The organism is Microlunatus sp. YIM B11417, assembly GCF_059617205.1.
This window is the reverse complement of the sequence record NZ_JCAMPJ010000004.1, coordinates 127275-149610: the sequence shown is the minus strand read 5'-3', so window position 1 is coordinate 149610 and position 22336 is coordinate 127275. Positions and strand designations below refer to the sequence as shown.

Here is a 22336-nt window from a genome sequence, read left to right as displayed (position 1 = left end):
CGGCTAAATTTTTGGCCATGGGGTCAGATTCTGAGCAGACCGAGGAGAAGCCGGAGAGTTTCATCCGGTCCAACCGGCGTCGGCAGATCCTCGAGGGGGCGATCGCGACGCTCTCCGAGGTCGGCTTCGCCGGCGCCTCGCTGGCCCGGATCGCCAAGGATCTCGGCATCTCCAAGGGCGTGATCTCGTACCACTTCGCCTCCAAGGACGACCTCATGATCAAGGTCGTCGAACACGGCTACCAGGGCATGGTCGAGGCCGTGCTGCCGCAGATCCTGGAGCAGAAGACCGTCGCCGACAGTCTGCGGACCCACATCCCCGAACTCGCCCGGTACGCCCTCGACCACCGGCCCACCCTGCTCGCGCTCGGCGAGGTGATGGGGCACCTGCGCCGGCCGGACGGGCGGCTCCATTTCGGCGCCGAGGGCAACGAGGTCTTCTACGAGGGCCTGGAACAGCTGTACCGACACGGCCAGGAGACCGGCGAACTACGCGACTTCGACGTCCGGGTGATGGCGATCACCCAGCAGGCCTCGATCGACGCCATGTTCGCCTACTGGGCCAACCATCCCGAGCACGACCTGGTCGCCCATGCGGAGCAGCTGGCCGACCTCTTCATCCATGCCATCCGGCGCGAGCCAACCCCGCGAACCACGAGGAAGACGTCATGAACACCGACACCCGCGCCGCAGCGGCGCCCGACGCCGCCCGACCATCCAGTCGGCCCCGGCTCCACTGGATCGACACCGTCCGGATCGCCCTGACCGTGCTGGTGCTCGCGCACCATTGCGCCGTCACCTACGGCAACATCCCGGTCTGGTTCTACAACGAGCCGCCACACGACCCGTCCGCCTCGGCGTTGGACATCCTGGTCGTGATCAACCAGAGCTACTTCATGGGCCTGTTCTTCCTGATCTCCGGCTACTTCGTGCCCGGGTCGATCGACCGCAAGGGGCCCGGCGCCTTCGCCCGGGACCGGCTGATCCGGCTCGGCCTGCCCCTGCTCGCGTTCGTGATCTTGATCCGGCCGCTGGCCACGCTCTGGTCCTGGCGGACCCAGCACGCCGACGTGCCGTACCCGCTCTACTACCTCGTCTCGATCGATCCCGGCCCGACCTGGTTCCTCGAGGTGCTGCTGGTCTTCTCGCTGATCTACGCCGGCTATCGGGCTCTGCGCTCTCGGTCCGTACGCAAGCCCGCGGACGACGGCAAGCTGCGCTGGATCGTGGCCGCCGGCACGGTGGTCGGCCTGATCGTGATCATGGGCGTCCTGATGGCGGTCTGGCGGCAGTTCGTCCCGGACGGCACCTACTGGCCGATCGTCGGGCTGCCCAGCCCGGCCTTCCTGCCGCAGTACGCCCTGATGTTCGCGGCCGGCGTGCTGGCGGCCCAGCGTCGTTGGCTGGAACGGATGCCGGGATCACTGGCCTTCCTCGGCGGCGGCCTGTCCCTGCTCGCAGTGATCTTGCTGGGCCCGCTCGTGATGTCGCCGGACCCGGTCCTGGCCGGTGTCGCCGGCGGTGTGGCGATGGCGGTCCTCGGGGTCGGGCTCAGCCTGGTCGTGCTGGTGATCTTCCGCCGGTTCGCACCCGGCACCGGACCGATCCGGCAGTTCCTGTCGGCGAACGCCTTCACGGTGTACGTCATCCATCCGGTCGTCCTGGTCGCGATCGCCCTGCTGCTGCAGGGGCTGGTGGCCCCGGCGATCGTCAAGTTCGCGGTCCTGTTGATCTTGTCGATCCCGGCCTGCTGGCTGCTCGCGGCCCTGCTGCGCCGGATCCCGGCGGTCGCCAAGATCATGTGATCAAGGTCTGCACGGCGGGCCGGAGCAGCTCGACGAGCTGCTCCGGCTCGGCGTCGTGCAGGCCCTCCAGCTTGAGCAGGTCGCGGCCGAGCACGGTGGCCAGGGTGATCATGCCGACCAGCGCGGCCCGGGTCATCGCGTCGTCGCCGCCCAACCCGGCGGCGACCTGCCGCTGCTGGTCGGTGATCGACTTCCGGACACCCTCGGCCGCGGCGGGGTGGGTCAGCATCGACCGCAGCAGGGCGAGCGTGCCGGCGTCCTCGGTGGCCAGCTTGTCCCGCAGCGCCGCGAGCAGCAGCTCCTCCATCCGCCCCGGTGAACCCTCGATCGGCGGTTCCGCGCCGGCCTCGGCGACCTGCCGGAAGAGCTCCTCCTTGGAGCCGAAATGGCGCATCACCAGGGCCGCGTCGGTCTCGGCGGCGGTCGCGACGGCCCGGATCGTGGTGCGGTCGAAACCGTTCTCGGCGAACAGGTCCCGGGCCGCGCCCAGGATCCTGGCTCGGGTCTGCTCGCGGCGTTCGGCCCGACTGGGCGGCTCGGTGCTCACGAAGGTTCAGTCTACAGCCGTTGACTCAATCCGGGGATCGAGCTACGGTTTCAGTCAACACTTGTTGATTGAATGGAGTTCCGGATGCCCGGCCAAGCCACACCGCACCAACTGCTGGAACGGTCCCAACAACTCTTCCTGGCCAAGGACCTCGACGCGTTCGCCGACCTGTTCGCCGAGGACGGCACCCACGAACTGCCCTTCGCCCCACCCGGCGTGCCGGCCCGCCTGCAGGGCCGGGAACCGATCCGCCGCTACCTCACCTCGATCACCTCGACCCCACTGGAGATCACGGAGTTCCGCGACCAGGTCGTCCACGACACGGCCGATCCCGAGGTGATCATCGGTACGTCCAGCTGCTCCGGGCCCGGGCCGGCGAGATCGTCACCTGGCGCGACTACTGGAGCCCGCTGGACGGGGTCCGGGCGCTCGGCCTGCGCCGCCTGCTGCCGGTGATCGTCCAGACGATCCGGGCCCGGATCGGCCGCAGCCGTCAGGCGACCAGGGGCGCCAGCGTCTTCCCGGCCAGCTCGACGATCCCCGGTACGTGACCGTTGGTGATCATGTTGATGATCACGCCGTCGACCCCGGCGTCGATCACCTTGCGCTGCAGCTGATCGGCGATGTCGTCCGGCGTCCCGACGAAGACCCGGTCGGTCATCGCGGCCTTCGCCTCGTCGTCCAGCGCGTCGAAGTCGACACCGGTCCGGGCCAGTTGTTCCCGCATCAGCCGCCGGGCCGTGTCGCCGTTCTCGTCCATGATCACCATGGCCAGCGCACTGGTCTCCAGGTCGGCGAAGTCCCGGCCGATCTCGGCACAGCGTTCGGCCAGCACCTCCAGCTTCCGCGGCAGGTCCGCCGGCGCGCAGTTGATGTTGAGGTGATCGGCATAGCGGGCGGCCAGCCGGAACGTCTTCTTCTCGCCCTGACCGCCGAGCATGATCGGCAGGTCGTCCCGGAACCGTGGCTCGTTGAGCGTGCCCTTGGCGCGGTACCAGGTGCCGTCGTGATCCGGAATGCGGCCACGCAGCATCGGCTCGATGATGTCGAGGGCCTCGGTGAGCCGCTCGAACCGGTCGCCGAAGGTGCCGAACTCGTAGCCCAGTTGATCATGCTCGAGCTCGTACCAGCCGGCGCCGATGGCCAGCACGGCCCGGCCGCCGCTGACCACGTCCAGCGTGGTCACGGTCTTGGCCAGCATCGCCGGATTGCGGTACGTGTTGCCGGTGACCAGCGTGGACAGCTTGATCGTCTCGGTCGCCGAGGCCAGCGCGCCGAGTGTCGTGTACGCCTCCAGCATCGGCTCCTCGGGCTTGCCGATCATGGGCAGCTGGTAGAAGTGGTCCATCACGAGCACGGTGTCGAAGCCGGACGCCTCGGCCTCCCGCGCCTGCGCCGCAACGGTGTCGAACAGGGTGGCAGTACCGCCGGGATAGCTGAAGTTGGGGATCTGATAGCCGAGTCGGATGCGTCGTGCCTTCGTCATGATCGCGACGCTAGACCTTAGAGCGCGCTCCAACGCAAGCCCCGATCCGCGGACCCGGGCCCGACTAGGCTGGCGCCGGTGATCGAGTTGCCCCGGACCCCACTCGCCTGGGCGACCTGGCTGCTCCGGATCGCCCCGCTGCTGTGGTTGATGCTGTTGGTCAACGACACGGGCATGGTCACCCTGGTCACGCTGTTCGGTGAACCGCTGGCCTTCCCGGGACAGGATCCGCACGACGCACCGTACGACCTGCCGATGGTGCCGATCTCGCCGGAGCCGCTGATCGTCGTCGCCGTGCTGGCCGCCGTCTGCTCGGTCGCCGACCTGCTGATCGCCGCCCGGTTGCCGGCCGGCCGCGGACCCGCCCTGGTGCTGCTCGGCGTGGCCACGGCACCGTACGCCCTGCTGGTGGCGGCCGCGGTCGCGTTCAACCCGTTGACCGTGATCACCTTCGGCGGCGGCGACGCCGGCATGCCGGAGGTCGCCCCCGGCCCGTTCTGGTACCAGCCGACCCGGGGCCTGCTGTTGGTGACGATCACGCTGCTCCGGCTCGGCGCCCTGATTCTCGCCGGCCGGCGCGACCCGGTCCGGCCCGCCGCACTCGCCCTACCAGGCCGCCGCCCGTTCGGAGTCCGGCTCGCGATGGTCGCGCTGCCGACCCTGGTCGGCGTCGCCGGCCTGATCATGATCAGCAATGGTGCCGCAGTGGTCGACCAGCTGAGCCAGGCCAGGGCGCTCGGCCCGGAACCCTATGCCCTCAGGACGTTCTGGTGGCGCACCGTCAGCCGAATGCTGATCCTGGTCGCCGTGCTCGGGGTGATCGGCGCGGCGTCGGTGATCACGTTCCGCCGACTGCACACGGTGCCGGCCCGCCCGGCCCGGGCGATCGGCGCCGGCTTCGTGGTGGCCGGCTGGCTGCCGGTGCTCTATCTGTGCCTGTTGATCAATCCCGGCGGCTGGCGGGCGCCGCTCCGGCTCGGCGCCCAGCGGATGGAGGTCGGTTGGTATCCGCCGGTGCTGACCGTGATCATGATCATCGCCGTCCTGGCCCTGGTCGCGCTGACGGTCGCCCTGATCTGGCCCGGGACCGCACGGTGGCTGGCCGGCGGCGGTTCACCGGATCCGGGTCAGCTCGCCGCTGCCGACCACGACGGCGTTGACCGAGACGGCGGTGCCGCTGATCGGCAGTGAGGAGCGTACGGCAGCCACGGCCGGCCCGACCTGCTGCTCCGGCAGGCGCTTCGCGACCGTACAGTGCGGGACCAGGCGGCCCGGCCGGAGTTGATCAAGCTGCCGTACCGCGCCGTCGTCGAGGATCGCGTGCAGCACCCGGTGCAGCTCGGCCAGCTCGGGCGTGAACCGTACGGCGAGGAAGACGACTCCGCCACGACCGGGGAAACACCCGGCCGCATCCAGGTGGATCGCCGGCAACGGCGGCAGCTCGGCGGCGATCCGGTCGATGATCTTCGGGTCCGGTTGATCACCGACCGCGAGCGTGAGATGCGGATGCTGCCGGGCCGGGGACGCGGCCAGGGAGGCGATCCCCTGCCGCTGCAGCGTTTCCCAGACCTCCCGTACCGCCTGGTCGGTCCGTTGATCGAAGAACAGTTCGATCGCGATCATGACCTGAAGCCTAGGTGTAGCCAGATCCGGTCGCGGGTACCTACGGTGGAGGCGCACTCGGATCACACGACGAGGGGACCCGATGAACGAACTGCCGGACTCAGAACTCGCCAGCATCGACGCCTGGTGGCGGGCCGCCAACTATCTGACGGTCGGCCAGATCTATCTACGGGACAACCCGTTGCTGCGCCGGCCGCTGACGCCCGAGCAGATCAAGCCGCGGCTGCTCGGCCACTGGGGCACGAGTCCGGGCCTGTCCTTCATCTACGCCCACACGTCCCGGATCATCCGCGACACCGGGCAGTCGGCGATCTACCTGACCGGGCCGGGTCACGGCGGCCCGGCCCTGGTCGCGGCCGGCTGGCTGGAAGGGACCTACAGCGAGGTCTTCCCGGAGGTCACCCGCGACGAGACCGGCATGCGCCGGCTGTTCCGCCAGTTCTCCTCGCCCGGCGGCATTCCCAGCCACGTCTCGGTCACCACGCCCGGTTCGATCCACGAGGGCGGGGAACTCGGCTATGTGCTGGTGCACGCGTTCGGCAGCGTGTTCGACAATCCGGACCTGCTGACGATCGCCGTGGTCGGGGACGGCGAGGCCGAGACCGGGCCGCTGGAAGGGTCCTGGAAGGGGATCTCGTTCCTCAACCCGGTCCGCGACGGTGCCGTGCTGCCGATCCTGCATCTCAACGACGCGAAGATCTCCGGCCCGACCGTGCTCGGGCGCAAGGCGCCGGACGAGGTGCGGTCGCTGCTCGAGGGGCACGGCTACCGGGTGCTCGAGGTGACCGGTTCCGATCTGCCGGGGATGCACCACCGGTTCGCCGCGGCGCTGGCCGAATGCCACGCGTCGATCAGGGAGATCCAGCGGACCGCCCGTGATCGGGGAACTCCGGGCGAACGGCCGCACTGGCCGATGATCATCCTGCGGACGCCGAAGGGCTGGACCGGGCCGGAGACCGTGGACGGCGAGCAGGTCGAGGGCACCTGGCGGTCGCACCAGGTCCCACTCTCGGGGGTACGGGACAATCCGGATCACCTGGCCCAGTTGGAGTCCTGGCTGCGGTCGTACCGGCCGGACGAGCTGTTCGACCGGACCGGCGCCCCGATCGCCGAGGTGCTCGCGGCGAACCCGGCCGGGCCACTCCGGATGAGCGCCTCACCGCACGCGAACGGTGGCCTGCTCACCCGCGATCTCGATCTTCCCGACCTGCGCCGGTTCGCGGTCACCGAAGACGAGTTCGGTACGGCGATCGAGTCGACCCGCCGGCTCGGCGAGCTGATGGCCGAGCTGTACCGCCGCAACCCGGACCGGTTCCGGCTGTTCTGCCCGGACGAGGTGAACAGCAACCGGCTCGGCGCGGTGTTCGACGTCTCGGACCGGATGTTCGCCGAACGGGTCGAGCCCGGCGACACCAAGATCAGCGCCGGTGGCCGGGTGATGGAGGTGCTCAGCGAGCACAACTGCCACGGCTGGCTGGAGGGCTACACGCTGACCGGGCGGCACGGGCTGTTCGCCAGCTACGAGGCGTTCGCCATGGTCAGCGCGTCGCAGACCGTCCAACACGGCAAGTGGCTCGAGGAGGCGAACCACCTGACCTGGCGGGCCAAGGTGCCGAGCCTGAACATCCTGCTCACCTCCACCTGCTGGCGCAATGATCACAACGGCTTCTCCCATCAGGGGCCGGGCCTGATCCAGAACGTGATCACGCACCGCGGCGACGTCTCCCGGGTCTACCTGCCGCCGGACGCCAACTCCCTGCTGCACGTCGCCGACCACTGCCTGCGGTCCCGCTCCTGCGTCAACCTGATCGTGATCGACAAGCAGCCCCAGCAGCAGTGGCTCACCTTCGACGAGGCGGCCGACCAGGTGCAGCGCGGTGCGGCGATCTGGCCGTGGGCGGGCAACGACGACGGGTCGAGCGACCCGGACGTGGTGCTGGCCTGCGCCGGTGACGTGGTCACGATGGAGACGATCGCCGCGGCCGAGATCCTCAACGAGCGGATGCCCCAGTTGACGGTACGGGTCGTCAACGTGATCGACCTGATGGCGCTGCCGCGCCGCCGTGATCATCCGCACGGGCTCACGGACACGTACTTCCGCGAGCTGTTCACCGATCATGTGGACGTCGTGTTCTCGTTCCACGGCTTCCCGGGAGCGATCCACCACCTGGTGCACGGCCGACCGGACGCGGACCGGTTCCATGTCCGCGGCTTCATCGAGCAGGGCAGCACGACCACCCCGTTCGACATGACGGTCCGCAACCGCGCGTCCCGGTTCCATCTGGTGATGGACGCGATCAACAACGCCCGGCGCACCCCGCCGGGAGCGTCGGAGCTGCTGGCCTGGTGCGAGGAGCGCCTCGCCGATCATGAGCGCTACGTCGTCGAGGAGCTGGAGGACCTGCCCGAGATCAAGAACTGGTCCTGGACCCGGAAGGGGTGATCGACGATCAGCGGTGCACGATGGTGCCGAGATCCTCGCCCTCGCAGATCCGCTGCATGACGCCCTGCCCGTCGATGTCGAAGACGTGCATGACCAGGCCCTGCTCGCCGGCCAGCACGAAGGCGGCCGCGTCCATGATCGAGATGCCCTTCCGGATCGCCTCGTCGTAGGTCAGCTCGGTGTAGCGGCAGGCGTCCGGATTGATCTTGGGATCGCTGTCGTACACGCCGTCGACGCCGCGCTTGGCGACCAGCAGCGCGTCGGCCTCGAGCTCGAGGGAGCGCTGCACGGCCGGGTAGTCGGTGGTGACGTACGGCTGGCCGATGCCGCCGGCCAAGATCACGATGTAGCCGCGGGCCAGGTGGGCCATCGCGCGCAGCCGGATGAACGGCTCGGCGACGCTCTGGATTCCGATCGCGGTCATCACCCGGATCTCGGTCTTCGCCTTGGCGGTCAGCACGCCGCGCAGCATCAGCGCGTTCATCACCGTGCCGAGCATGCCGATGTTGTCCGCCTCGGCCCGGCCGATGCCCCAGGTGTCGGCCATCCGGCCGCGGAAGTAGTTGCCGCCGCCGACCACCACGGCCACTTCGACACCAAGATCGTGAACGGTGAGCACCTCGTCGGCGAGCCGGTCCAGCACCGCGGGGTCGACGCCCCAGCCGTCACCACCACCGGCGAGTGCCTCACCGCTCAGTTTCAGCACGACCCGTCGGTAGCGCGATGCCATCAGCCGTCCCCTTCCAGCACGCGTCGCCAGGCCTCGTGCGCCGCACGCTCATGATCGTCGAGCCGGTCGGCGGTCCAGCGCTCGGCTCCGGCTTCGGACCCGAGCGCGAGCAGGCACCACTCCCAGCCGCCACCGTACCCGACGACGAGCGACTCCGAGGCCACCGCGTGATGTCGGAGGGTGAGCTCGACGTGATCTTGGTCCACCGGCCGCAGCTCGGCGGTCACCAGCGATGCCGGCCGGCCCTGCCACGCCCAGTCCACCGCGAGCTCGGTCGGCGGGGCGCAGTGGCGCACCACGACCCGGGCCGGCGCCAGCGCGTCGCCCGAGCCGATGTCGATCACCAGCGTCCGCCCGTCGGCCGACCGTTCCGCGACCGCCCCGAGCCAGCGCGCGATCCGGTCCGGCGTCGTCAGCGCCGCCCACAGGTCCTCGACCGAGGTCCGGTAGCGGTGCCGGAAGGTCTGGTCGAAACCGCTGTCGGTCCTGGTCACCGACCGGTCGAAGAGTTCGGCGCCGTTCATGCTGAGGCCTTTCCGGACTGGTCGGCCGGCGGGTTCCGGCGACGGGAACGGTGGCCGCGGGCCACCTCGGTCTCCAGCGCGGACAGGGCCCCGGTCCAGCCGGAGCGGCGCCGGCGCAGCCAACCCTCGGCCTCCTCCAGCGACTCGGGACGCAACGTGTAGATCCGGTGCCGGCCCTCCGGGGCGCAGTCGGCGACCCGGGCGTCGCGGAGCAGTCGCAGCGCGTTCGAGACGGCGGGCTGACTGACCCCGAACTCGTCGATCACTGCGCCGGTCAGCTCACCGGCCGTGTGCGGGCCCTCCGACAGCAGCTCGATCAGCCGCCGCCGGACCGGGTCGGCCAGCACCTCGAAGATGCCGGTCCGCGGATCGTTCACCGTACATTTATATCATCATTCAGTGATATTTGGGTACGAGAGCCGGCGTTGACCCGGCTCCACCAGGGGTTTCCGGCTACTTGTGCGGACTGGGCACGGGGTCAGTCGCCTCGGCCCAGAGCTCGGCATCGGCCTGCATCTGGAGGTTGCGTCGCCGCGCCGCGATCAACGCTCCGGCCACGACGGCCCCGACTACCAGCAACACCTTCCATTTCACCCGGCCACCATAGCCGTGGTCCGAAGGCGAGGCGATGCGCGGCGGCGCCGGGGCTCCGATTACCGTGTGTCCATGAGTCGCACGGCGGCCACCGCCGCACCCGCCCGCCGGACCCCTGATCGGTGGCTGACCCGCCGCCTGGTGCCGGCGCTCACCACCGGACTGCTGCTGCTCGGGGCCGGCTGTACCTCGACTCCACCGCCGGCCGCACCGCCGAGCGAGGCGCCGTCGACCCCCGCCGCGACGGCGACCACGTCCGAGGACGCCTTCACCTTCGACGACATCGCGGAGTTCGAGAACGGGCTGACCATCGAGGTGGCCGGGGCGCCGCTGGCCCGCAACGCCGGCAGCCACGAGAAGGGTGCCGAGCAGACCAACGGCGAACTGATCGTGGTCGCCGTCCTGATCAGCAACGGCGGCACCGAGCCGTTCCCGGCCCAGGACAGCCTGATCACCGTGCAGTACAAGGATGTCGAGGACGCCAAGCTGATCGTCGACGAGACCGGCGAACTGCAGGCCGGGTTCAGCGAGCCCATCCCGGCCGGCGACGACGCGACGGCGACGCTCGGCTTCGCGGTCCCGTTCAGCGCGCTCGACCAGATCTCCGTCACCGTCGACCCGGGCGACGACGTGAACGAGCCGGTCACCTTCACCGGCGCCGCCGAACGCGAGGACGAGGGCGGCTGATCCGACCCCGGACACGCACCGGTTCCGACCGTGGACCGATGAACGGGTCCGGATCTGCTTCTAGTCTGGCCCCGTCATGAAGTCACCCCACGACGCGCCGCTCCTCCGCCGCGCCCTGCCGAATCGTGCCGCGGGGGTTCTGTCATGACCGCGGCGCCCGGGCACCTCAGCGGACCTGCCCCGGCCGGCCCGCCGCCGACCGTCCGCGACCCGCACTGGGCCTTCGACTTCGGCTTCTGCGTCGCCCTGCAGATCGTCTGCGTGGTCCCGTACCTGCTCGGCTACGAGGGCCTGACCACCGGCGACGGCCTGATCGCCGCGTCGCTGTCGTTCGCGCTGACCGCGACGGTGATGATCCGCCGGCAGTTGCCCCGGCTCGCCGTCCTCGCCGCCGCCGGGATCGCGCTGATGATCGCGGCCCTGATCAGCGAGCCGGTGATGGCGATCATCGTCGTGCCGATCATCGTCTACACGGCGGCCCGGTGGACCGACCGCCGCTGGGGCCGGATCGCGGTGGCGCTGGCCATGTTCGGGTCCGTGGTCGGACCGGTTCGGTGGGTGTTCCGGTTCGGCTTCGACGTCGACAAGGGTGCCCTGCTGATCGTCACCGCGTTCGCCTGCGCGTCGATCACCGGCGGGGCCTATCTGCTCGGCCGGCGCCGCAACGAGTGGGCCGAGAACGCACACCAGCGGGCCCAGTCCGAGCTGGAACGGCAGCGGTTGCTGATCGCCGAGGAGGCGCAGCGGGAACGCGCCGCGACGATGACCGAGCGGCAACGGATCGCCCGGGAGCTGCACGACATCGTGGCCCATTCGCTGTCGGTGATCGTGGTCCAGGCCGAGGGCGGCAAGGCGCTGGCCGCCAAACGTCCGGAACGGGCACCCGAGGTGCTCGGCACGATCGCCGAGACCAGCCGGCAGGCGCTCGCGGAGATGCGCCAGATGGTCCGGCTGCTGCGCGGCGAGGCGGAGGAGTCCGACGCCGAGTACGTACCGACGCCGGGGCTCGATGATCTTGGTGACCTGGTCCGGCGGACCAGTCCGCTGGCCGGGTTCAACGAGTACGGCGACCGCCCGATGGTCAACCAGGCGCTCGGCCTGACCGTGTACCGGATCGTCCAGGAATCCCTGACCAACGTGCTCAAGCACGCCGGCCCGAACGCCCGGTGCTGGGTCCGGATCGCGTACACGCCGGGCAGCATCGAGCTGGAGATCAGCGACGACGGCCGAGGGGCGGCCGCGGTCGGCGACGGTCGGGGCAACGGGCTGCGCGGCATGTCCGAGCGGGTCGGCGTGCACGGCGGTAGGCTCAGCGCACAACCGAGGCCCGGGGGTGGATTCGTCGTGCGGGCATCCCTGCCGCTGGACGGTTTCCGTCCCCAAGCGCCCCAACAACCAGCACCGCCGCAGCAACCAGCACCACCGAACCCGAACGTGCGTCCCTTCTAGGAGTCAGAGCGTGCCCATCCGTGTCTTCCTCGTCGATGATCAAGCCCTGGTGCGGGGCGGCTTCCGGATGCTGATCGAGGCCGAAGACGATCTTGAGGTGGTCGGCGAGGCGTCCGACGGAGCCAGCGGACTCGCCACCCTGCAACGGACTCCGGCGGATGTGGTCCTGATGGACATCCGGATGCCACGGATGGACGGCGTCGAGACGACGAAGCGGCTGGCGGCCGCCGGCAACCCGGTCAAGGTGCTGGTGCTGACCACCTTCGATCTCGACGAGTACGTCTTCGCCGCGCTCAAGGCCGGCGCCAGCGGCTTCCTGCTCAAGGATTCCCGGCCCGAGGACCTGCTCTCCGCCATTCGCAACGTGGCGGCCGGCGACGCCGTGGTGGCCCCGAGCGCGACCAAGCGGCTTCTCGATCATGTGGTGCCGAAGCTTCCCGGCACGTTCCCCGGCAAGACCGACGAGCGGCTGGATCTGCTGACGGCACGGGAGATCGAGGTGCTCGAGGAGATCGCGATCGGCGCCACCAACTCCGAGATCGCCGGCAAGCTCTACATGGCCGAGGGCACCGTGAAGACCCACATCGGCCGGCTGCTGTCGAAGCTGCAGATCCGGGACCGGGTGGGCCTGGTCCTGTTCGCGTACGAGGTCGGGGTCGTCGACCGCTAGACGTGACGTCCCTGAGCCTGTCGAAGGGCAAGGTCCGATCCGGGCACTTCGACAGGCTCAGTGCACGTTGGGCGCCGTTCAGACCGGGGTCGTAGCGGACTCCGGTCCGCACTCCGATGTCTGGATCGGGCGCGGTTTCTAGGTTCGGTGGTGCAACGTCACCCATCGAGGAGTCCGCCTGATGTCCACCCCTGCCGCAGCCGCACGCCGGGCCGCCGTCGCCGAACCACCGGTCGACGAGCAGCCGCGTGTGATCGCGTCGACGCTCAACCTGACCAAGGTGTACGGATCCGGCGCCACCGCCGTCCGGGCCCTCGACTCGGTCAGCGTCAACATCCACCGCGGCACGTTCACCGCGATCATGGGGCCGTCCGGCTCCGGCAAGTCGACCCTGATGCACTGCCTCGCCGGGCTCGACGCGATCACCTCCGGCCGGGTGTTCCTCGGCGGGCACGAGCTGAGCGGGCTCGGAGACCGGGAACTGACCCGGCTGCGCCGCGACAAGGTCGGCTTCGTCTTCCAGTCGTTCAACCTGCTGCCGGCGCTGACCGCGGCGGAGAACATCGCCCTTCCGCTGGACCTGGCCGGCCGCAAGCCCGACGAAGATCATTTCCAGGCCGTGGTCGAGTCGCTCGGGCTGACCGGGCGGCTGCACCACCGGCCCAGCGAGCTGTCCGGCGGCCAGCAGCAGCGGGTCGCCATCGCCCGTGCCCTGATCACGCGGCCGGACGTGCTGTTCGCCGACGAACCGACCGGCGCCCTGGACTCCAAGAACGGCCACGCGCTGCTGGCCGAGCTGCGCCGGGCCAGCCGGGAGCTCGGTCAGACCATCGTCATGGTCACCCACGACCCGATCGCGGCCAGCTATGCCAACCGGGTGTTGATCTTGGCCGACGGCCGCCTGGTCGATGATCTTGATCATCCCGGGTCTGAGGACATCTTGGCGACGATGCGGGAGCTGGGTCAGTAGATGTTGCGCCTCGCCCTGCGGGAACTGCGGAACGCGCCCGGCCGGATGGTCGCCGTGCTCGGCGCGATCGCCATCAGCGTCGCGTTCCTCTCCGCCTGCATGACCTTCCTGGAGACCGAACAGGCCGCGGTCGCCAAGGCCGCGACCGAGTCCGTCTCCACCAGTGATGTCGTGGTCGACGCCGAGTCGTCCGACCCGGACCAGTTGGCCGCGATCCGCGCCGTGCCGGGCGTGACTGCGGCCGAGCCGCTGTGGTCCGGCCGGCTGCAGTTCCGCGGGCCGGAGGGCGCCGGGGTGCTCCGGATCAGCTCGGTCCCCGAGGCACCGGCGCTGCGCTGGGCCGACCTCACCGAGGGCAGCTGGCCGCTCAGTGCGGACCAGGTCGCGGTCGGCCAGGCCACGGCCCGGCAGCACCAACTCAAGGTCGGCTCCGAGGTGTCCGTCGACGACGGCACCGACCAGCCCCGCACCATGATCGTCACCGGCATCGTCGATCAGTCCCAGTCCCTGTTCTCCGGGATCCAGGACTCCGGCTACGTCGCCGGCGCCTATTTCCAGGACCAGCTGGCCGGTGATCCGGAGAGCGCCGGTCAGTGGCCGGTGCGCTATCTGATCACCACCGCGCCCGGTGCCGATCCCGGTCAGGTGATGGAGGCGCTGCGGGCCGCACTGCCGCCGACGGCCCTGGTCGCCACCGCGGACGACGTGGCCCAGCAGACCCTGCTGGCCCTGTCCGGCGGTGTGGACACGTACGGGATCCTGCTGCAGGGGTTCGGTGCGGTCGCGCTGCTGGTCGGCGGGATCATGATCGCCAACACGTTCGCCATCCTGGTCGCCCAGCGGCGCCGGCAGATCGGCCTGCTCCGGGCGGTCGGGGCCACCGGCAGCGATGTCCGCCGGATGGTGCTGGCCGAGGCGGTGCTGGTCGGCGTGATCGGCTCGGTCGCCGGAGTCGCGCTGGGCATCGGGCTGGCCACCATCGGCGCCGCGGTGTCCGGCTCGATCGGCAACGGGCTGGCCCTGCCCTGGCTGCGGCTGGCCCTGGCCGCCGCCGTGGGCGTCCTGGTGACGGTGGTCGCGGCCAGCGTTCCGGCCGCCCGGACCAGCCGGATCACGCCGCTGGAGGCGTTGCGGCCGGTCGATGATCATCGGGTGGAGCGGCGCCGGACCATGATCATCGGCGGGCTGGCGTTGATCTTGATCCTGGCCGGCGGTGCGGTGATCGCCTACGCCCTGACCGCGCGCAGCGGGGTGCTGCTGCCGGCGATCGCCGGTGCGTTCGCGCTCGGGCTCGGCATCGTGGTCGCGGCACCCGTGTACGTACCGCTGCTGGTCCGTGCGGTCAGCCTGATCCTGCGCCGGTTCGGTCCGGTGAGCCGGGTCGCGGCCGCGAACACGCTGCGCCATCCCGGCCGGGCCGCAGCGACCTGTGCGGCGCTGATGATCGCCGTCGGCCTGGTGGTCACGCTGCAGGTCGGCGCGGCCAGCGTGAAGGCGACGACGGACGCCGACGCCCAACTGCGCTTCCCGGTGGACGTGACGGTGTCGGCCGGCACCGAGCCGCTGCCGGTCGACCTGATCACCGGGCTGTCCGAGGTGCCGGGGATCAGCGCGACCACCACGGTCCGCCAGGTCGGCGGCAAGCTGACCGGCCGCCAGGACGGGCCGCAGGACGTGACGCTGGCCGGGCTCGGTGAGAACGCCGGCACCGTGATCCGGGACGGGCTGGACCGACTGGCCGCGGACGACGTGGCGATGATCGGCCCGTACACGGCGCGGCTGCTCGATCTTGCCGAGGGCGACCAGGTGTCGGTGACGGTCGGCGACCGTACGGCCACCTACCGGCTCGTGTTCAGCCGGATCCCCGAGGACTTCATGCTCGTGGTCCGCGACTCGGCGCTGGCCACCGTCGCCCCGAAGGCACCGATCGCCGCGGTCTGGGCGTCGGCGGCCAACCGATCGGCCGCCCAGGCGGTGTCGGCGGGCGTGGTCGCCGCCGTCGACCAGCGGCAGGGAGTCGTGATCGGCGGGTCGCTCGCCCAGGCGGCGGAACTCAACCAGTTGATCGACGGCCTGCTGGCCGGCGCCACCGCGCTGCTCGGCGTCGCCATCGTCATCGCCCTGATCGGCGTCGGCAACACCCTGGGCCTGTCGGTGATCGAGCGTGAGCGCGAATCGGCCCTGCTCCGGGCGCTCGGCCTGGAGCGCCGTCAGCTGCGCCGGATGCTCGCGATCGAGGCGGTCGTGCTGGCCCTGGTCGCGGCCGCGGTCGGCGTCGGTGCGGGGATCGGCTTCGGCTTCCTCGGTACGACCGCGCTGGCTCGGGAGTCCGGCATGACGGGAACGGTCTATGCCATCTCGGCGCCGCAGACGGCGTTCGTGGTCGCCGCGGCGCTGCTGGCCGGCGCGGTCGCCTCGGTCCTGCCGGGCATCCGGGCCGCGCGGACGCCGCCCGCCGCCGCCCTCGCCGCCGCGACGTGACCGCGTCCGGGTCCGTACGGGCTCAGCGCGGCAGCGGACCTGTGTACGCCGCCCTCGCCTGCTCGACCTCGGGCAGGTGGGCGGCGGACCATTCGCCCAGGGCGGCGAAGACCGGGGCCAGGCTCCGGCCCAGGTCGGTGATCTCGTACTCCACCCGGGGCGGCACCTCGGCGTGGTAGCGCCGCTCGACCAGGCCGTCCCGCTCCAGCTGGCGCAGCCGCTGGGTGAGCACCTTCGGGGTGATCTGGTCCAGCCGCCGCTCCAGCTCGACGAACCGGTGGGTGCCGAACTCGTGCAGCGCCCACAGGATCGGGGTCGTCCACCGGCTGAACACGACATCCACGACGGGCGCGATCGGGCAGGCCTGCACCGGATCGGTCGCCGGATCGGGCCGCCAGGTCTTCTGCATGGCGCCGATACTATCCTGGAGGAACCTGCTTTCCGGATCCTCGTACCGTGCCGTCATGATCACTGTCACCGGTGCCACCGGAAACGTCGGACGACCGCTCGTCACCGCCCTCCTCGAGGCCGGCCATCCCGTCACCGCAGTCTCCCGAGGCCTGTCCGGATCGAACGCCGACCGGCCCGGGCTCCGTACCGTCGTCGCCGATCTCGCCGATCCGGCGACCCTGCCGCCGGCCTTCGCGGGCGACGAAGCCCTGTTCCTGCTCGTGTCGGGAGCCGGCGCGCACGTGGACGGTCCGCGGGTGCTGGCCCTGGCTCGCGAGGCCGGGATCGGTCGGGTCGTCCTGCTCTCCTCACAGGCCGCGACCACCCGCCCCGAGCAGCCGTCGCACGAGCCGCTCCGCGTCCTGGAGCAGGCCGTCCGAGGGTCGGGGTTGGATTGGACGATCCTGCAGGCCGGCGGCTTCCACAGCAACGCGGTCGCCTGGGCGCCGAGCATCGTCTCGGAGAAGGCGGTCTACGCGCCGTTCGGCGACGTGGCGCTGCCGAGCGTCGATCCGCGGGACCTGGCCGAGGTCGCCGCCGCCGCGCTCACCGAGCCGGGGCACACGGGCCGGACCTACACACTGACCGGGCCCGTCGCGACGACTCCGCGGGAACGGGTGGACGCGCTGGCGGAGGTGCTGGGTCATCCACTGAGCTTCGTCGAGGTGAGCCGGGAGCAGGCCCGCACCCAGCTGCTGCAGGCGATGCCGGAGCCGGTCGCGGACGGCACGCTCGCCATCCTCGGCGACCCGACTCCGGCCGAGACTGCCGTCAGCGCGGACATCGAGACGGTGCTCGGACGCGCTCCGCGGACGTTCCGGGACTGGGCGGAACGGCACGCTGAGCTGTTCCGCTGAGCTCGGTGGCCTCGCCGACCGGTCACTTCCGCAGCGACACGCCGCCAGAACGGCTGCTTTGGTGACCGGTCGGCAGGTTTCTGGCGAGGGCGGCCGCCTCGCCGCGGTTGGTGACGCCGAACTTGGTCAGGATGTTCGAGACGTGGACGCTGGCCGTCTTCGTACTGATCACCAGTTCGCGGGCGATCTCGCCGTTGGTCCGGCCCTGCGCGACGAGGGTCAGCACCTCGCGTTCGCGCGGGGTCAGGCCGTCCAGCGGTCCGGCGGGAACGCTCGGCTCGTCGGTGGGTACGAGTCCGGACCGCCGGCCCGCCTCGCGAAGGGCGCCGACCAGCAGGCCCGAGCCAAGCCTGGTCGCGGCCGCCGTGGCCTCGGTGATCACCTCGGCAGCGCCGTCACCGGTCGCGGCCAGCGTCTGGGCCAGCCGCAGGCCGACGTAGGGACGGATCACGGCCGGGCCGTTCGAGGTGGCCGTCGCGGTCCAGGCCTCGCGCCAGGGTTCGGCCGTCCCGGCCAGTTCGGCCTCGATGACGGGCTGCCAGAAGTCGCGGATCGTCATCGGCAGGCTGCGCCGAAGATGATCACGAACCACCTCGACCCGCTCCCCCGCGCCGCCGTCCAGCAGCCGGGCCGCCCAGGCGGCGACGGCCAGCGGCTCGAACACCATGCCGCCGTGCAGCCGGTCCCAGTTCCGCAGGATCTGACCGGTGGCCCGCCAGGTCCGGTCCGGATCCTCGGTCCAGCGGCCCAGCCACAGTTCCAGGCCGAGCGCCATCATCCCGTACTGCGGCGAGGTGAGGTCCTCGGTGATCATGGACCGGAACTCGGCGAGCACCTGTTCGGCGGCCGGCACGTCGCCCCACCACAGGGTGAGCCAGCCTCTGATCATCCGGAGGTGGGTCCGGTGCTTGGCCGGCGGCTCCAGCCGCAGGGCCGCGTCGACCACCCGGCCGGCCTCGGTCCAGTCGCCGAGGGCCAGCAGCGGCCAGGCGGAGTTGCCGGCCAGCATCGCACCCATGGTCCGGTCCAGGCCGAGGCCGTAGGCGGCGTCGATGCCGGCCCGGGCGGTCTCCGCCGCCGTCCGGTAGCGGCCGGCCCAGTACTCGGCGTCCGATCCGTTGATGTAGTACCTGATCATGGTCGCGGCGTCGCCGCGGGCCAGCGGTTCGGCGAGCGCCAGTTCCGCCAGCCCGGCCTCCTCCTCGCCGGCGGCGACCAGCAGGCTGCCGGCCGTGTTGTGGGCGTGCGACTCCAGGTCCGGCAGCCCGAGCCGCCGGGACAGCTCGACCAGCTCCCGGGCGACCGCGAGCCCCTCGACCTGGTCGCCCTGCTCCAGCATCAGGTCCATCGCCAACCGGTTCAGCACCTCGGCCCGCAGCGGCGTCGGCGGCTCGGCGGGCACCAAGGCCACGGCCTGTCGCGCGGCCTCGACGCTGCCCGGCCGGATCAGCGTCGTCAACAGCCGGGCCTTGATCATCAGCCGGGCGGCCCGGCCCTCATGATCATCATCGGCGGACTCGGCCAGGGATTCGTTGATCAACGCCAGCGCCCGCTCCGGCTCCACCGCGGCCAGCGCCTGCTCAGCAGCCGCCTGCAGCACCCGCGCCCGCGGGCCGGTGATCGTCTCCGGCGCCTCCACCTGGTCCCAGAGCTCCAGCACCCGGTCGTACATGAGCAGCGACTCGTGCGCGGCGACATCGTCCGTCCGGGCCGCCCGGTGGGCCCAGGAGAAGGCCAGTCTCTGATCATGAGCGCCGAACCAGTGCCGCGCGATCTCGGTCACCCGGATCCGCTCCGGTAGCTCGGTCAGCCCCTCCAGCACCGTGGCGTAATTGGCGTGCAGCCGGGCCCGCTGACCGGGCAGCACGTCCTCGTTGATCGTCTCCTGCAGCAGGGCATGGCTGAACACGTAGCCGGTGTCGTCGGTCCGCAGCACCTGCGCGTCGGTCGCCTCCCGGAGCGCGTCGTCGAGCTCGGCCGCCGTTGTCCGGCCGGCGACCCGGGCCACTCCTTCGAGCACCGTGTGATCGACCCGGAGACCGCCGATCGCCGCAATCCGCAGCACCGCCTGGGTCTCCTCCGACAACGCCTGGACCCGCAGGCCGAGGGCGTCCCGCAGGCTGTCCGGAAGACAGTCCCGGCCGTCCTGACTGGACCGGGCCAGCTCCTCGATGAAGTACGGTACGCCCTCGCTCCGCTGCATGATCAACTCGATCATGGCCTGGTCCGGGTCCCGGCCGATCAGGTCGATCAACAGTTCGGTGGCCTCGTCCCGGGACAGCCGGGGCAGCTCGATCCGGCGTACCTGCGGCAGCCGGCCGATCTCGGCCAGGAAGGTCCGGACCGGATGGCGACGGGTCAGTTCGTCCCGGCGGAAGGTCATGATCATCAGCACCGGCGCGTCGACCAGGGCGCGGGTCAGGAAGCCGAGCAGCTGCCGGGTGGACTGATCGGCCCAGTGCACGTCCTCGATGATCAGGACCAGCGGGCGGACCCGGCTGGCCTGCTCGATCACGTGCGCGACCGCCTCGTACAGCTGGAGCCGCAGCGTCTCCGGCGCCACCGGCGTCGCGACCAGGTCCGGCAGCAGCGCGGACAGGCCACCCCGGGACGCACCGGCCCAGGCGAGCACCCGGTCCGCGCCGTGGACGTCGATCATCCGGCGCAGCAGCTGGCTGATCGGGGCGTAGGCCAGACCCTCCAGCGGCACGCACTCGGTCAGTTCGACCGCGATGTCGGCGCCGGCCAGTCCGGTCGCGAAGGCGTGCACCAACGTGGTCTTGCCGCCGCCGGTGTCGCCGCCGACCAGGATCAGTCGACTGCTGCCACCGGCGGCGGCTCCGAGCAGGCGGTGCAACTCCTCGAGTTGCGGCTCGCGGCCCACCATGCGTTTCGGCATGTTATGTCCGAATCTCGTACCGCCCGGACGATCCATGCGTCCATCGTGTCACCACGGCGAACCCGATCAGATCCCGTTGACCCGTCCGGACCCGACCAACTCACGGGCCGAGGCCTTCGGTCCGGTCTCGACCGGCTCGGGCTGGGCCGGCTCCGGCTGCTGAGCCGGTTCCGGCTGCGGGGCGGGCTGCGGCGCCGACTCGAACCCGGCGGGGTTGCGGCGCCGACGCTTGGCGAAGTGCCGCTGCAGCCAGTTCGGCCGGCCGGCCAGGGCTTCGCGCGCCAGTCGGTCCCGGTCGGCCTCCGCGGTCAGCTCGGCCACCCGCTGCGTCACTACGGCGGTGATGAAGTAGTCACTGTTGAGGCTCATCGGAGTACCTTCCACATCGTTCTTTCTCGATGTATCCAGACTCGGTCTAAGCCCCCGTGCGGGACATGAGTCAACTGCCCGATCTTTGCGGCCGAGTGCCTCAGGCGAGCGGCCTAAGGTACCTAAGGCACCGGCTAAGGTGCCCGGTCAGGCCTCCGTCAGCGAGCCCGGACCGGCCTCGAGGTGGCCCAACCCGCGGTGCACGGCACCGATCAGGTCCGGCTCGTCCCGGTCGAAGGCGGCGAACAGGCTGGCGATGATCACGCCGACGACCGCCCCGGTCCAGGCGACCACGGCCTCGTCGTCGGCCGGGCGGCCGACCCGTTGCCCGATCACCTCGGCGAACACCGGCAGCGTGGTCTCGATCTGCGCGGACGCGGCGGCCCGCAGTTCCGGCACCTCACTGACCAGTCGCCAGCGGCTGGCCTCCAGCGCCAACTCGTCCGGACTGAGCTCGTTCAGCACCTTGAGCAGCGCGTTCCGTACGGCCCGCAGCGGCGCCACGTCGGCCGGCTGGGCCAGGATCGCATCGACCGCCAGCGGATCCAGCCGGTCGTACAGCACGGTGTCGGTCTTGGTCGGGAAGTAGCGGAAGAACGTGCTGGGCGAGACGTCCGCGGCGGCGGCGATCTGCTCGGTGGTGGTGCGGGCATAGCCCTGCTCCCGGTAGAGCCGCAACGCCTGCTGCTGGATCGCGGTCCGGGTGCGCTGCTTCTTGCGCTCGCGCAGCCCGGGCGGATTCATGCCCGCCATTCTCTCCAGCGGGTCAGGCCGAAGCAATGTGACAGTGTCTTTTAAATGACAGTAACTGTCACTATTCTGGAGGTACGGACACGAGGAGGAGGACGGATGAGGGACATCGCGGGCCGTACGGTCTTCATCACCGGCGGAGCGCAGGGCATCGGGCTCGGCCTGGCGCGGGCGTTCGTCGAGGCCGGCGCGAGGGTGGCGCTGGCAGATCTCGACGAGGAGCGGTTGACCGCGGCCGTGGCGGAACTGGCCGAACGGGCCGGGCGGCCGGAGGCGGCGGTGGGCTACCGGCTCGACGTCCGCGATCGGGCCGCCTACGGCCGAGTGGTCGACCAGGTCGAGGATCGGTTCGGGCCGATCGAGGTGCTCTGCAACAACGCCGGCCTCGGTACGGTCGCGAAGGCCGGCGACCTGACCTGGGAGAACTGGGACCTCGTCCTCGGCGTGAACCTCGGCGGCGTCGTCAACGGCATCCAGCACGTGCTGCCGCGGATGATCGCCCGCGGCGGTCCCGGGCACATCGTCAACACGGCATCCGGCGCCGGGCTGATCGCGAGCCCGAACCTCACGTACGCGACCAGCAAGTTCGCCGTCGTCGGGCTCTCCGAGTCCCTGCGGCAGCAGCCCGAGCTGACCGAGAACGGGATCGGCGTCACCGTGCTGTGCCCCGGCTTCGTGGCCACCGACGTGATCCGCAACAGCGCCCGGATCGAGGGCCGCGAGGACGATCCGCGGGTGTCGATCGCGGAGACCCTGCTCAAGGAGCGCGGGCTGTCCCCGGACGAGGTCGGCCGGCAGGTGCTGGCCGCGGTCCGGTCCGGCGAGCTGTACGTGATCACCGACCGCTACATCGCCCCGGTGCTCGAGCAGCGCTTCCAGTTGATCTTCGACGCGCTACCGCCCGAGACCGACCGGGACCGCGCCATGGCTCCGGATCTCAAGACCCGGTTGGCCACCCTGGTGCCGCCCCTGGTCGGCGCCGACCGCTGATCATGATCGTCAG

23 protein-coding genes are annotated in these 22336 nt (G+C 70.8%); 12 read left to right on the top strand and 11 right to left on the bottom strand.

Going from position 1 to position 22336, the window contains the following annotated elements; all coding sequences use genetic code 11:
* Positions 1 to 17: 17 nt before the first annotated feature.
* A complete protein-coding gene (locus AC6CCG_RS20270) occupies positions 18 to 671 on the top strand; it encodes a TetR/AcrR family transcriptional regulator (RefSeq protein ID WP_496656441.1) in 654 nt (217 codons plus the stop codon).
* A complete protein-coding gene (locus AC6CCG_RS20265; RefSeq protein ID WP_496656440.1) occupies positions 668 to 1804 on the top strand; it encodes an acyltransferase family protein in 1137 nt (378 codons plus the stop codon). Before AC6CCG_RS20270 ends, AC6CCG_RS20265 begins: the two co-directional genes overlap by 4 nt.
* On the opposite strand, the gene AC6CCG_RS20260 is transcribed toward AC6CCG_RS20265, so the two are convergent.
* The gene (locus AC6CCG_RS20260; RefSeq protein WP_496656438.1) at positions 1797 to 2351 is read right to left on the bottom strand and encodes a TetR/AcrR family transcriptional regulator; all 555 of its coding nucleotides are present in this window, start codon (positions 2349 to 2351) and stop codon (positions 1797 to 1799) included. The two genes, AC6CCG_RS20265 and AC6CCG_RS20260, sit on opposite strands and share 8 nt — an antisense overlap.
* 84 nt (positions 2352 to 2435) lie before the next feature.
* On the opposite strand from AC6CCG_RS20260, the gene AC6CCG_RS20255 reads away from it, so the two are divergent.
* Entirely contained in the window at positions 2436 to 2807 is a 372-nt protein-coding gene (locus AC6CCG_RS20255; protein ID WP_496656436.1) for a nuclear transport factor 2 family protein, read from the top strand.
* Between the two features lie 37 nt (positions 2808 to 2844).
* Here the strand turns inward: AC6CCG_RS20255 and AC6CCG_RS20250 are convergent, their stop codons facing one another.
* Positions 2845 to 3837: an LLM class F420-dependent oxidoreductase gene (locus tag AC6CCG_RS20250; RefSeq protein ID WP_496656435.1), complete on the bottom strand. Its 993-nt coding sequence runs from the start codon at positions 3835 to 3837 to the stop codon at positions 2845 to 2847.
* A 78-nt stretch (positions 3838 to 3915) separates the two neighbouring features.
* Between AC6CCG_RS20250 and AC6CCG_RS20245 the strand changes: the two genes are divergently transcribed.
* Positions 3916 to 5028, top strand: coding sequence for a hypothetical protein (locus tag AC6CCG_RS20245; RefSeq protein ID WP_496656434.1), 1113 nt, complete (start codon positions 3916 to 3918; stop codon positions 5026 to 5028).
* On the opposite strand, the gene AC6CCG_RS20240 is transcribed toward AC6CCG_RS20245, so the two are convergent.
* Positions 4951 to 5460 carry a 2'-5' RNA ligase family protein gene (locus AC6CCG_RS20240; protein WP_496656432.1) on the bottom strand — a complete coding sequence of 170 codons (510 nt, stop codon included), beginning with the start codon at positions 5458 to 5460 and terminating at the stop codon, positions 4951 to 4953. The genes AC6CCG_RS20245 and AC6CCG_RS20240 overlap by 78 nt on opposite strands.
* 82 nt (positions 5461 to 5542) lie before the next feature.
* Here AC6CCG_RS20240 and AC6CCG_RS20235 point away from each other — a divergent pair, with 82 nt between their 5' ends.
* A complete protein-coding gene (locus AC6CCG_RS20235; protein ID WP_496656431.1) occupies positions 5543 to 7903 on the top strand; it encodes a phosphoketolase family protein in 2361 nt (786 codons plus the stop codon).
* A 7-nt stretch (positions 7904 to 7910) separates the two neighbouring features.
* Here the strand turns inward: AC6CCG_RS20235 and pyrH are convergent, their stop codons facing one another.
* The 4 genes from pyrH to AC6CCG_RS20215 all read right to left on the bottom strand — a co-directional run bounded on the left by pyrH (position 7911) and on the right by AC6CCG_RS20215 (position 9751).
* On the bottom strand, positions 7911 to 8633 hold the full coding sequence (gene pyrH, locus AC6CCG_RS20230; protein WP_496656430.1) for a UMP kinase: 723 nt from the start codon (positions 8631 to 8633) through the stop codon (positions 7911 to 7913).
* Positions 8633 to 9157 carry an SRPBCC domain-containing protein gene (locus tag AC6CCG_RS20225; protein ID WP_496656428.1) on the bottom strand — a complete coding sequence of 175 codons (525 nt, stop codon included), beginning with the start codon at positions 9155 to 9157 and terminating at the stop codon, positions 8633 to 8635. The genes pyrH and AC6CCG_RS20225 overlap by 1 nt, the downstream gene beginning before the upstream one ends.
* Entirely contained in the window at positions 9154 to 9534 is a 381-nt protein-coding gene (locus AC6CCG_RS20220; protein WP_496656427.1) for an ArsR/SmtB family transcription factor, read from the bottom strand. The genes AC6CCG_RS20225 and AC6CCG_RS20220 overlap by 4 nt, the downstream gene beginning before the upstream one ends.
* Positions 9535 to 9610: 76 nt before the next feature.
* Positions 9611 to 9751, bottom strand: coding sequence for a DLW-39 family protein (locus AC6CCG_RS20215; protein ID WP_496656426.1), 141 nt, complete (start codon positions 9749 to 9751; stop codon positions 9611 to 9613).
* Positions 9752 to 9823: 72 nt separating this feature from the next.
* Between AC6CCG_RS20215 and AC6CCG_RS20210 the strand changes: the two genes are divergently transcribed.
* The 5 genes from AC6CCG_RS20210 to AC6CCG_RS20190 all read left to right on the top strand — a co-directional run bounded on the left by AC6CCG_RS20210 (position 9824) and on the right by AC6CCG_RS20190 (position 16008).
* Positions 9824 to 10438 (top strand): hypothetical protein, encoded by a 615-nt coding sequence (locus AC6CCG_RS20210; protein ID WP_496656425.1) that lies wholly within the window; start codon positions 9824 to 9826, stop codon positions 10436 to 10438.
* 144 nt (positions 10439 to 10582) lie between these two features.
* Positions 10583 to 11887: a sensor histidine kinase gene (locus AC6CCG_RS20205; RefSeq protein WP_496656424.1), complete on the top strand. Its 1305-nt coding sequence runs from the start codon at positions 10583 to 10585 to the stop codon at positions 11885 to 11887.
* 10 nt (positions 11888 to 11897) lie between these two features.
* The gene (locus AC6CCG_RS20200) at positions 11898 to 12557 is read left to right on the top strand and encodes a response regulator (RefSeq protein ID WP_496656423.1); all 660 of its coding nucleotides are present in this window, start codon (positions 11898 to 11900) and stop codon (positions 12555 to 12557) included.
* Between the two features lie 181 nt (positions 12558 to 12738).
* Complete coding sequence (locus AC6CCG_RS20195) at positions 12739 to 13527, top strand: ABC transporter ATP-binding protein (protein WP_496656422.1); 789 nt, start codon at positions 12739 to 12741, stop codon at positions 13525 to 13527.
* A complete protein-coding gene (locus tag AC6CCG_RS20190; protein WP_496656421.1) occupies positions 13528 to 16008 on the top strand; it encodes an ABC transporter permease in 2481 nt (826 codons plus the stop codon). It begins immediately after the preceding gene.
* A 22-nt stretch (positions 16009 to 16030) separates the two neighbouring features.
* Here the strand turns inward: AC6CCG_RS20190 and AC6CCG_RS20185 are convergent, their stop codons facing one another.
* Positions 16031 to 16417, bottom strand: a complete 387-nt coding sequence (locus AC6CCG_RS20185; protein ID WP_496656420.1) for a winged helix-turn-helix transcriptional regulator — start codon at positions 16415 to 16417, stop codon at positions 16031 to 16033.
* 55 nt (positions 16418 to 16472) lie between these two features.
* Here AC6CCG_RS20185 and AC6CCG_RS20180 point away from each other — a divergent pair, with 55 nt between their 5' ends.
* Positions 16473 to 17315: an NAD(P)H-binding protein gene (locus tag AC6CCG_RS20180; protein WP_496656419.1), complete on the top strand. Its 843-nt coding sequence runs from the start codon at positions 16473 to 16475 to the stop codon at positions 17313 to 17315.
* 22 nt (positions 17316 to 17337) lie between these two features.
* Here AC6CCG_RS20180 and AC6CCG_RS20175 read toward each other — a convergent pair whose 3' ends face one another.
* The 3 genes from AC6CCG_RS20175 to AC6CCG_RS20165 all read right to left on the bottom strand — a co-directional run bounded on the left by AC6CCG_RS20175 (position 17338) and on the right by AC6CCG_RS20165 (position 21327).
* A complete protein-coding gene (locus tag AC6CCG_RS20175) occupies positions 17338 to 20214 on the bottom strand; it encodes a helix-turn-helix transcriptional regulator (RefSeq protein ID WP_496656418.1) in 2877 nt (958 codons plus the stop codon).
* Positions 20215 to 20280: 66 nt separating this feature from the next.
* A complete protein-coding gene (locus AC6CCG_RS20170) occupies positions 20281 to 20583 on the bottom strand; it encodes a hypothetical protein (RefSeq protein WP_496656417.1) in 303 nt (100 codons plus the stop codon).
* Positions 20584 to 20730: 147 nt separating this feature from the next.
* The gene (locus AC6CCG_RS20165; protein WP_496656416.1) at positions 20731 to 21327 is read right to left on the bottom strand and encodes an acyl-CoA-like ligand-binding transcription factor; all 597 of its coding nucleotides are present in this window, start codon (positions 21325 to 21327) and stop codon (positions 20731 to 20733) included.
* 105 nt (positions 21328 to 21432) lie between these two features.
* Here AC6CCG_RS20165 and AC6CCG_RS20160 point away from each other — a divergent pair, with 105 nt between their 5' ends.
* On the top strand, positions 21433 to 22323 hold the full coding sequence (locus AC6CCG_RS20160) for an SDR family oxidoreductase (protein WP_496656415.1): 891 nt from the start codon (positions 21433 to 21435) through the stop codon (positions 22321 to 22323).
* Positions 22324 to 22336 lie beyond the last annotated feature (13 nt).

What these genes read in the sequence shown, in the direction of transcription:
- AC6CCG_RS20270 (WP_496656441.1), top strand. Translation starts at nt 18, where the DNA reads ATGGGGTCAGATTCTGAGCAGACCGAGGAGAAGCCGGAGAGTTTCATC.
- AC6CCG_RS20265 (WP_496656440.1), top strand. Translation starts at nt 668, where the DNA reads ATGAACACCGACACCCGCGCCGCAGCGGCGCCCGACGCCGCCCGACCA.
- AC6CCG_RS20255 (WP_496656436.1), top strand. Translation starts at nt 2,436, where the DNA reads ATGCCCGGCCAAGCCACACCGCACCAACTGCTGGAACGGTCCCAACAA.
- AC6CCG_RS20250 (WP_496656435.1), bottom strand. Translation starts at nt 3,837, where the DNA reads ATGACGAAGGCACGACGCATCCGACTCGGCTATCAGATCCCCAACTTC.
- AC6CCG_RS20240 (WP_496656432.1), bottom strand. Translation starts at nt 5,460, where the DNA reads ATGATCGCGATCGAACTGTTCTTCGATCAACGGACCGACCAGGCGGTA.
- AC6CCG_RS20235 (WP_496656431.1), top strand. Translation starts at nt 5,543, where the DNA reads ATGAACGAACTGCCGGACTCAGAACTCGCCAGCATCGACGCCTGGTGG.
- pyrH (WP_496656430.1), bottom strand. Translation starts at nt 8,633, where the DNA reads ATGGCATCGCGCTACCGACGGGTCGTGCTGAAACTGAGCGGTGAGGCA.
- AC6CCG_RS20225 (WP_496656428.1), bottom strand. Translation starts at nt 9,157, where the DNA reads ATGAACGGCGCCGAACTCTTCGACCGGTCGGTGACCAGGACCGACAGC.
- AC6CCG_RS20210 (WP_496656425.1), top strand. Translation starts at nt 9,824, where the DNA reads ATGAGTCGCACGGCGGCCACCGCCGCACCCGCCCGCCGGACCCCTGAT.
- AC6CCG_RS20205 (WP_496656424.1), top strand. Translation starts at nt 10,583, where the DNA reads ATGACCGCGGCGCCCGGGCACCTCAGCGGACCTGCCCCGGCCGGCCCG.
- AC6CCG_RS20195 (WP_496656422.1), top strand. Translation starts at nt 12,739, where the DNA reads ATGTCCACCCCTGCCGCAGCCGCACGCCGGGCCGCCGTCGCCGAACCA.
- AC6CCG_RS20190 (WP_496656421.1), top strand. Translation starts at nt 13,528, where the DNA reads ATGTTGCGCCTCGCCCTGCGGGAACTGCGGAACGCGCCCGGCCGGATG.
- AC6CCG_RS20185 (WP_496656420.1), bottom strand. Translation starts at nt 16,417, where the DNA reads ATGCAGAAGACCTGGCGGCCCGATCCGGCGACCGATCCGGTGCAGGCC.
- AC6CCG_RS20180 (WP_496656419.1), top strand. Translation starts at nt 16,473, where the DNA reads ATGATCACTGTCACCGGTGCCACCGGAAACGTCGGACGACCGCTCGTC.
- AC6CCG_RS20175 (WP_496656418.1), bottom strand. Translation starts at nt 20,214, where the DNA reads ATGCCGAAACGCATGGTGGGCCGCGAGCCGCAACTCGAGGAGTTGCAC.
- AC6CCG_RS20170 (WP_496656417.1), bottom strand. Translation starts at nt 20,583, where the DNA reads ATGAGCCTCAACAGTGACTACTTCATCACCGCCGTAGTGACGCAGCGG.
- AC6CCG_RS20165 (WP_496656416.1), bottom strand. Translation starts at nt 21,327, where the DNA reads ATGAATCCGCCCGGGCTGCGCGAGCGCAAGAAGCAGCGCACCCGGACC.
- AC6CCG_RS20160 (WP_496656415.1), top strand. Translation starts at nt 21,433, where the DNA reads ATGAGGGACATCGCGGGCCGTACGGTCTTCATCACCGGCGGAGCGCAG.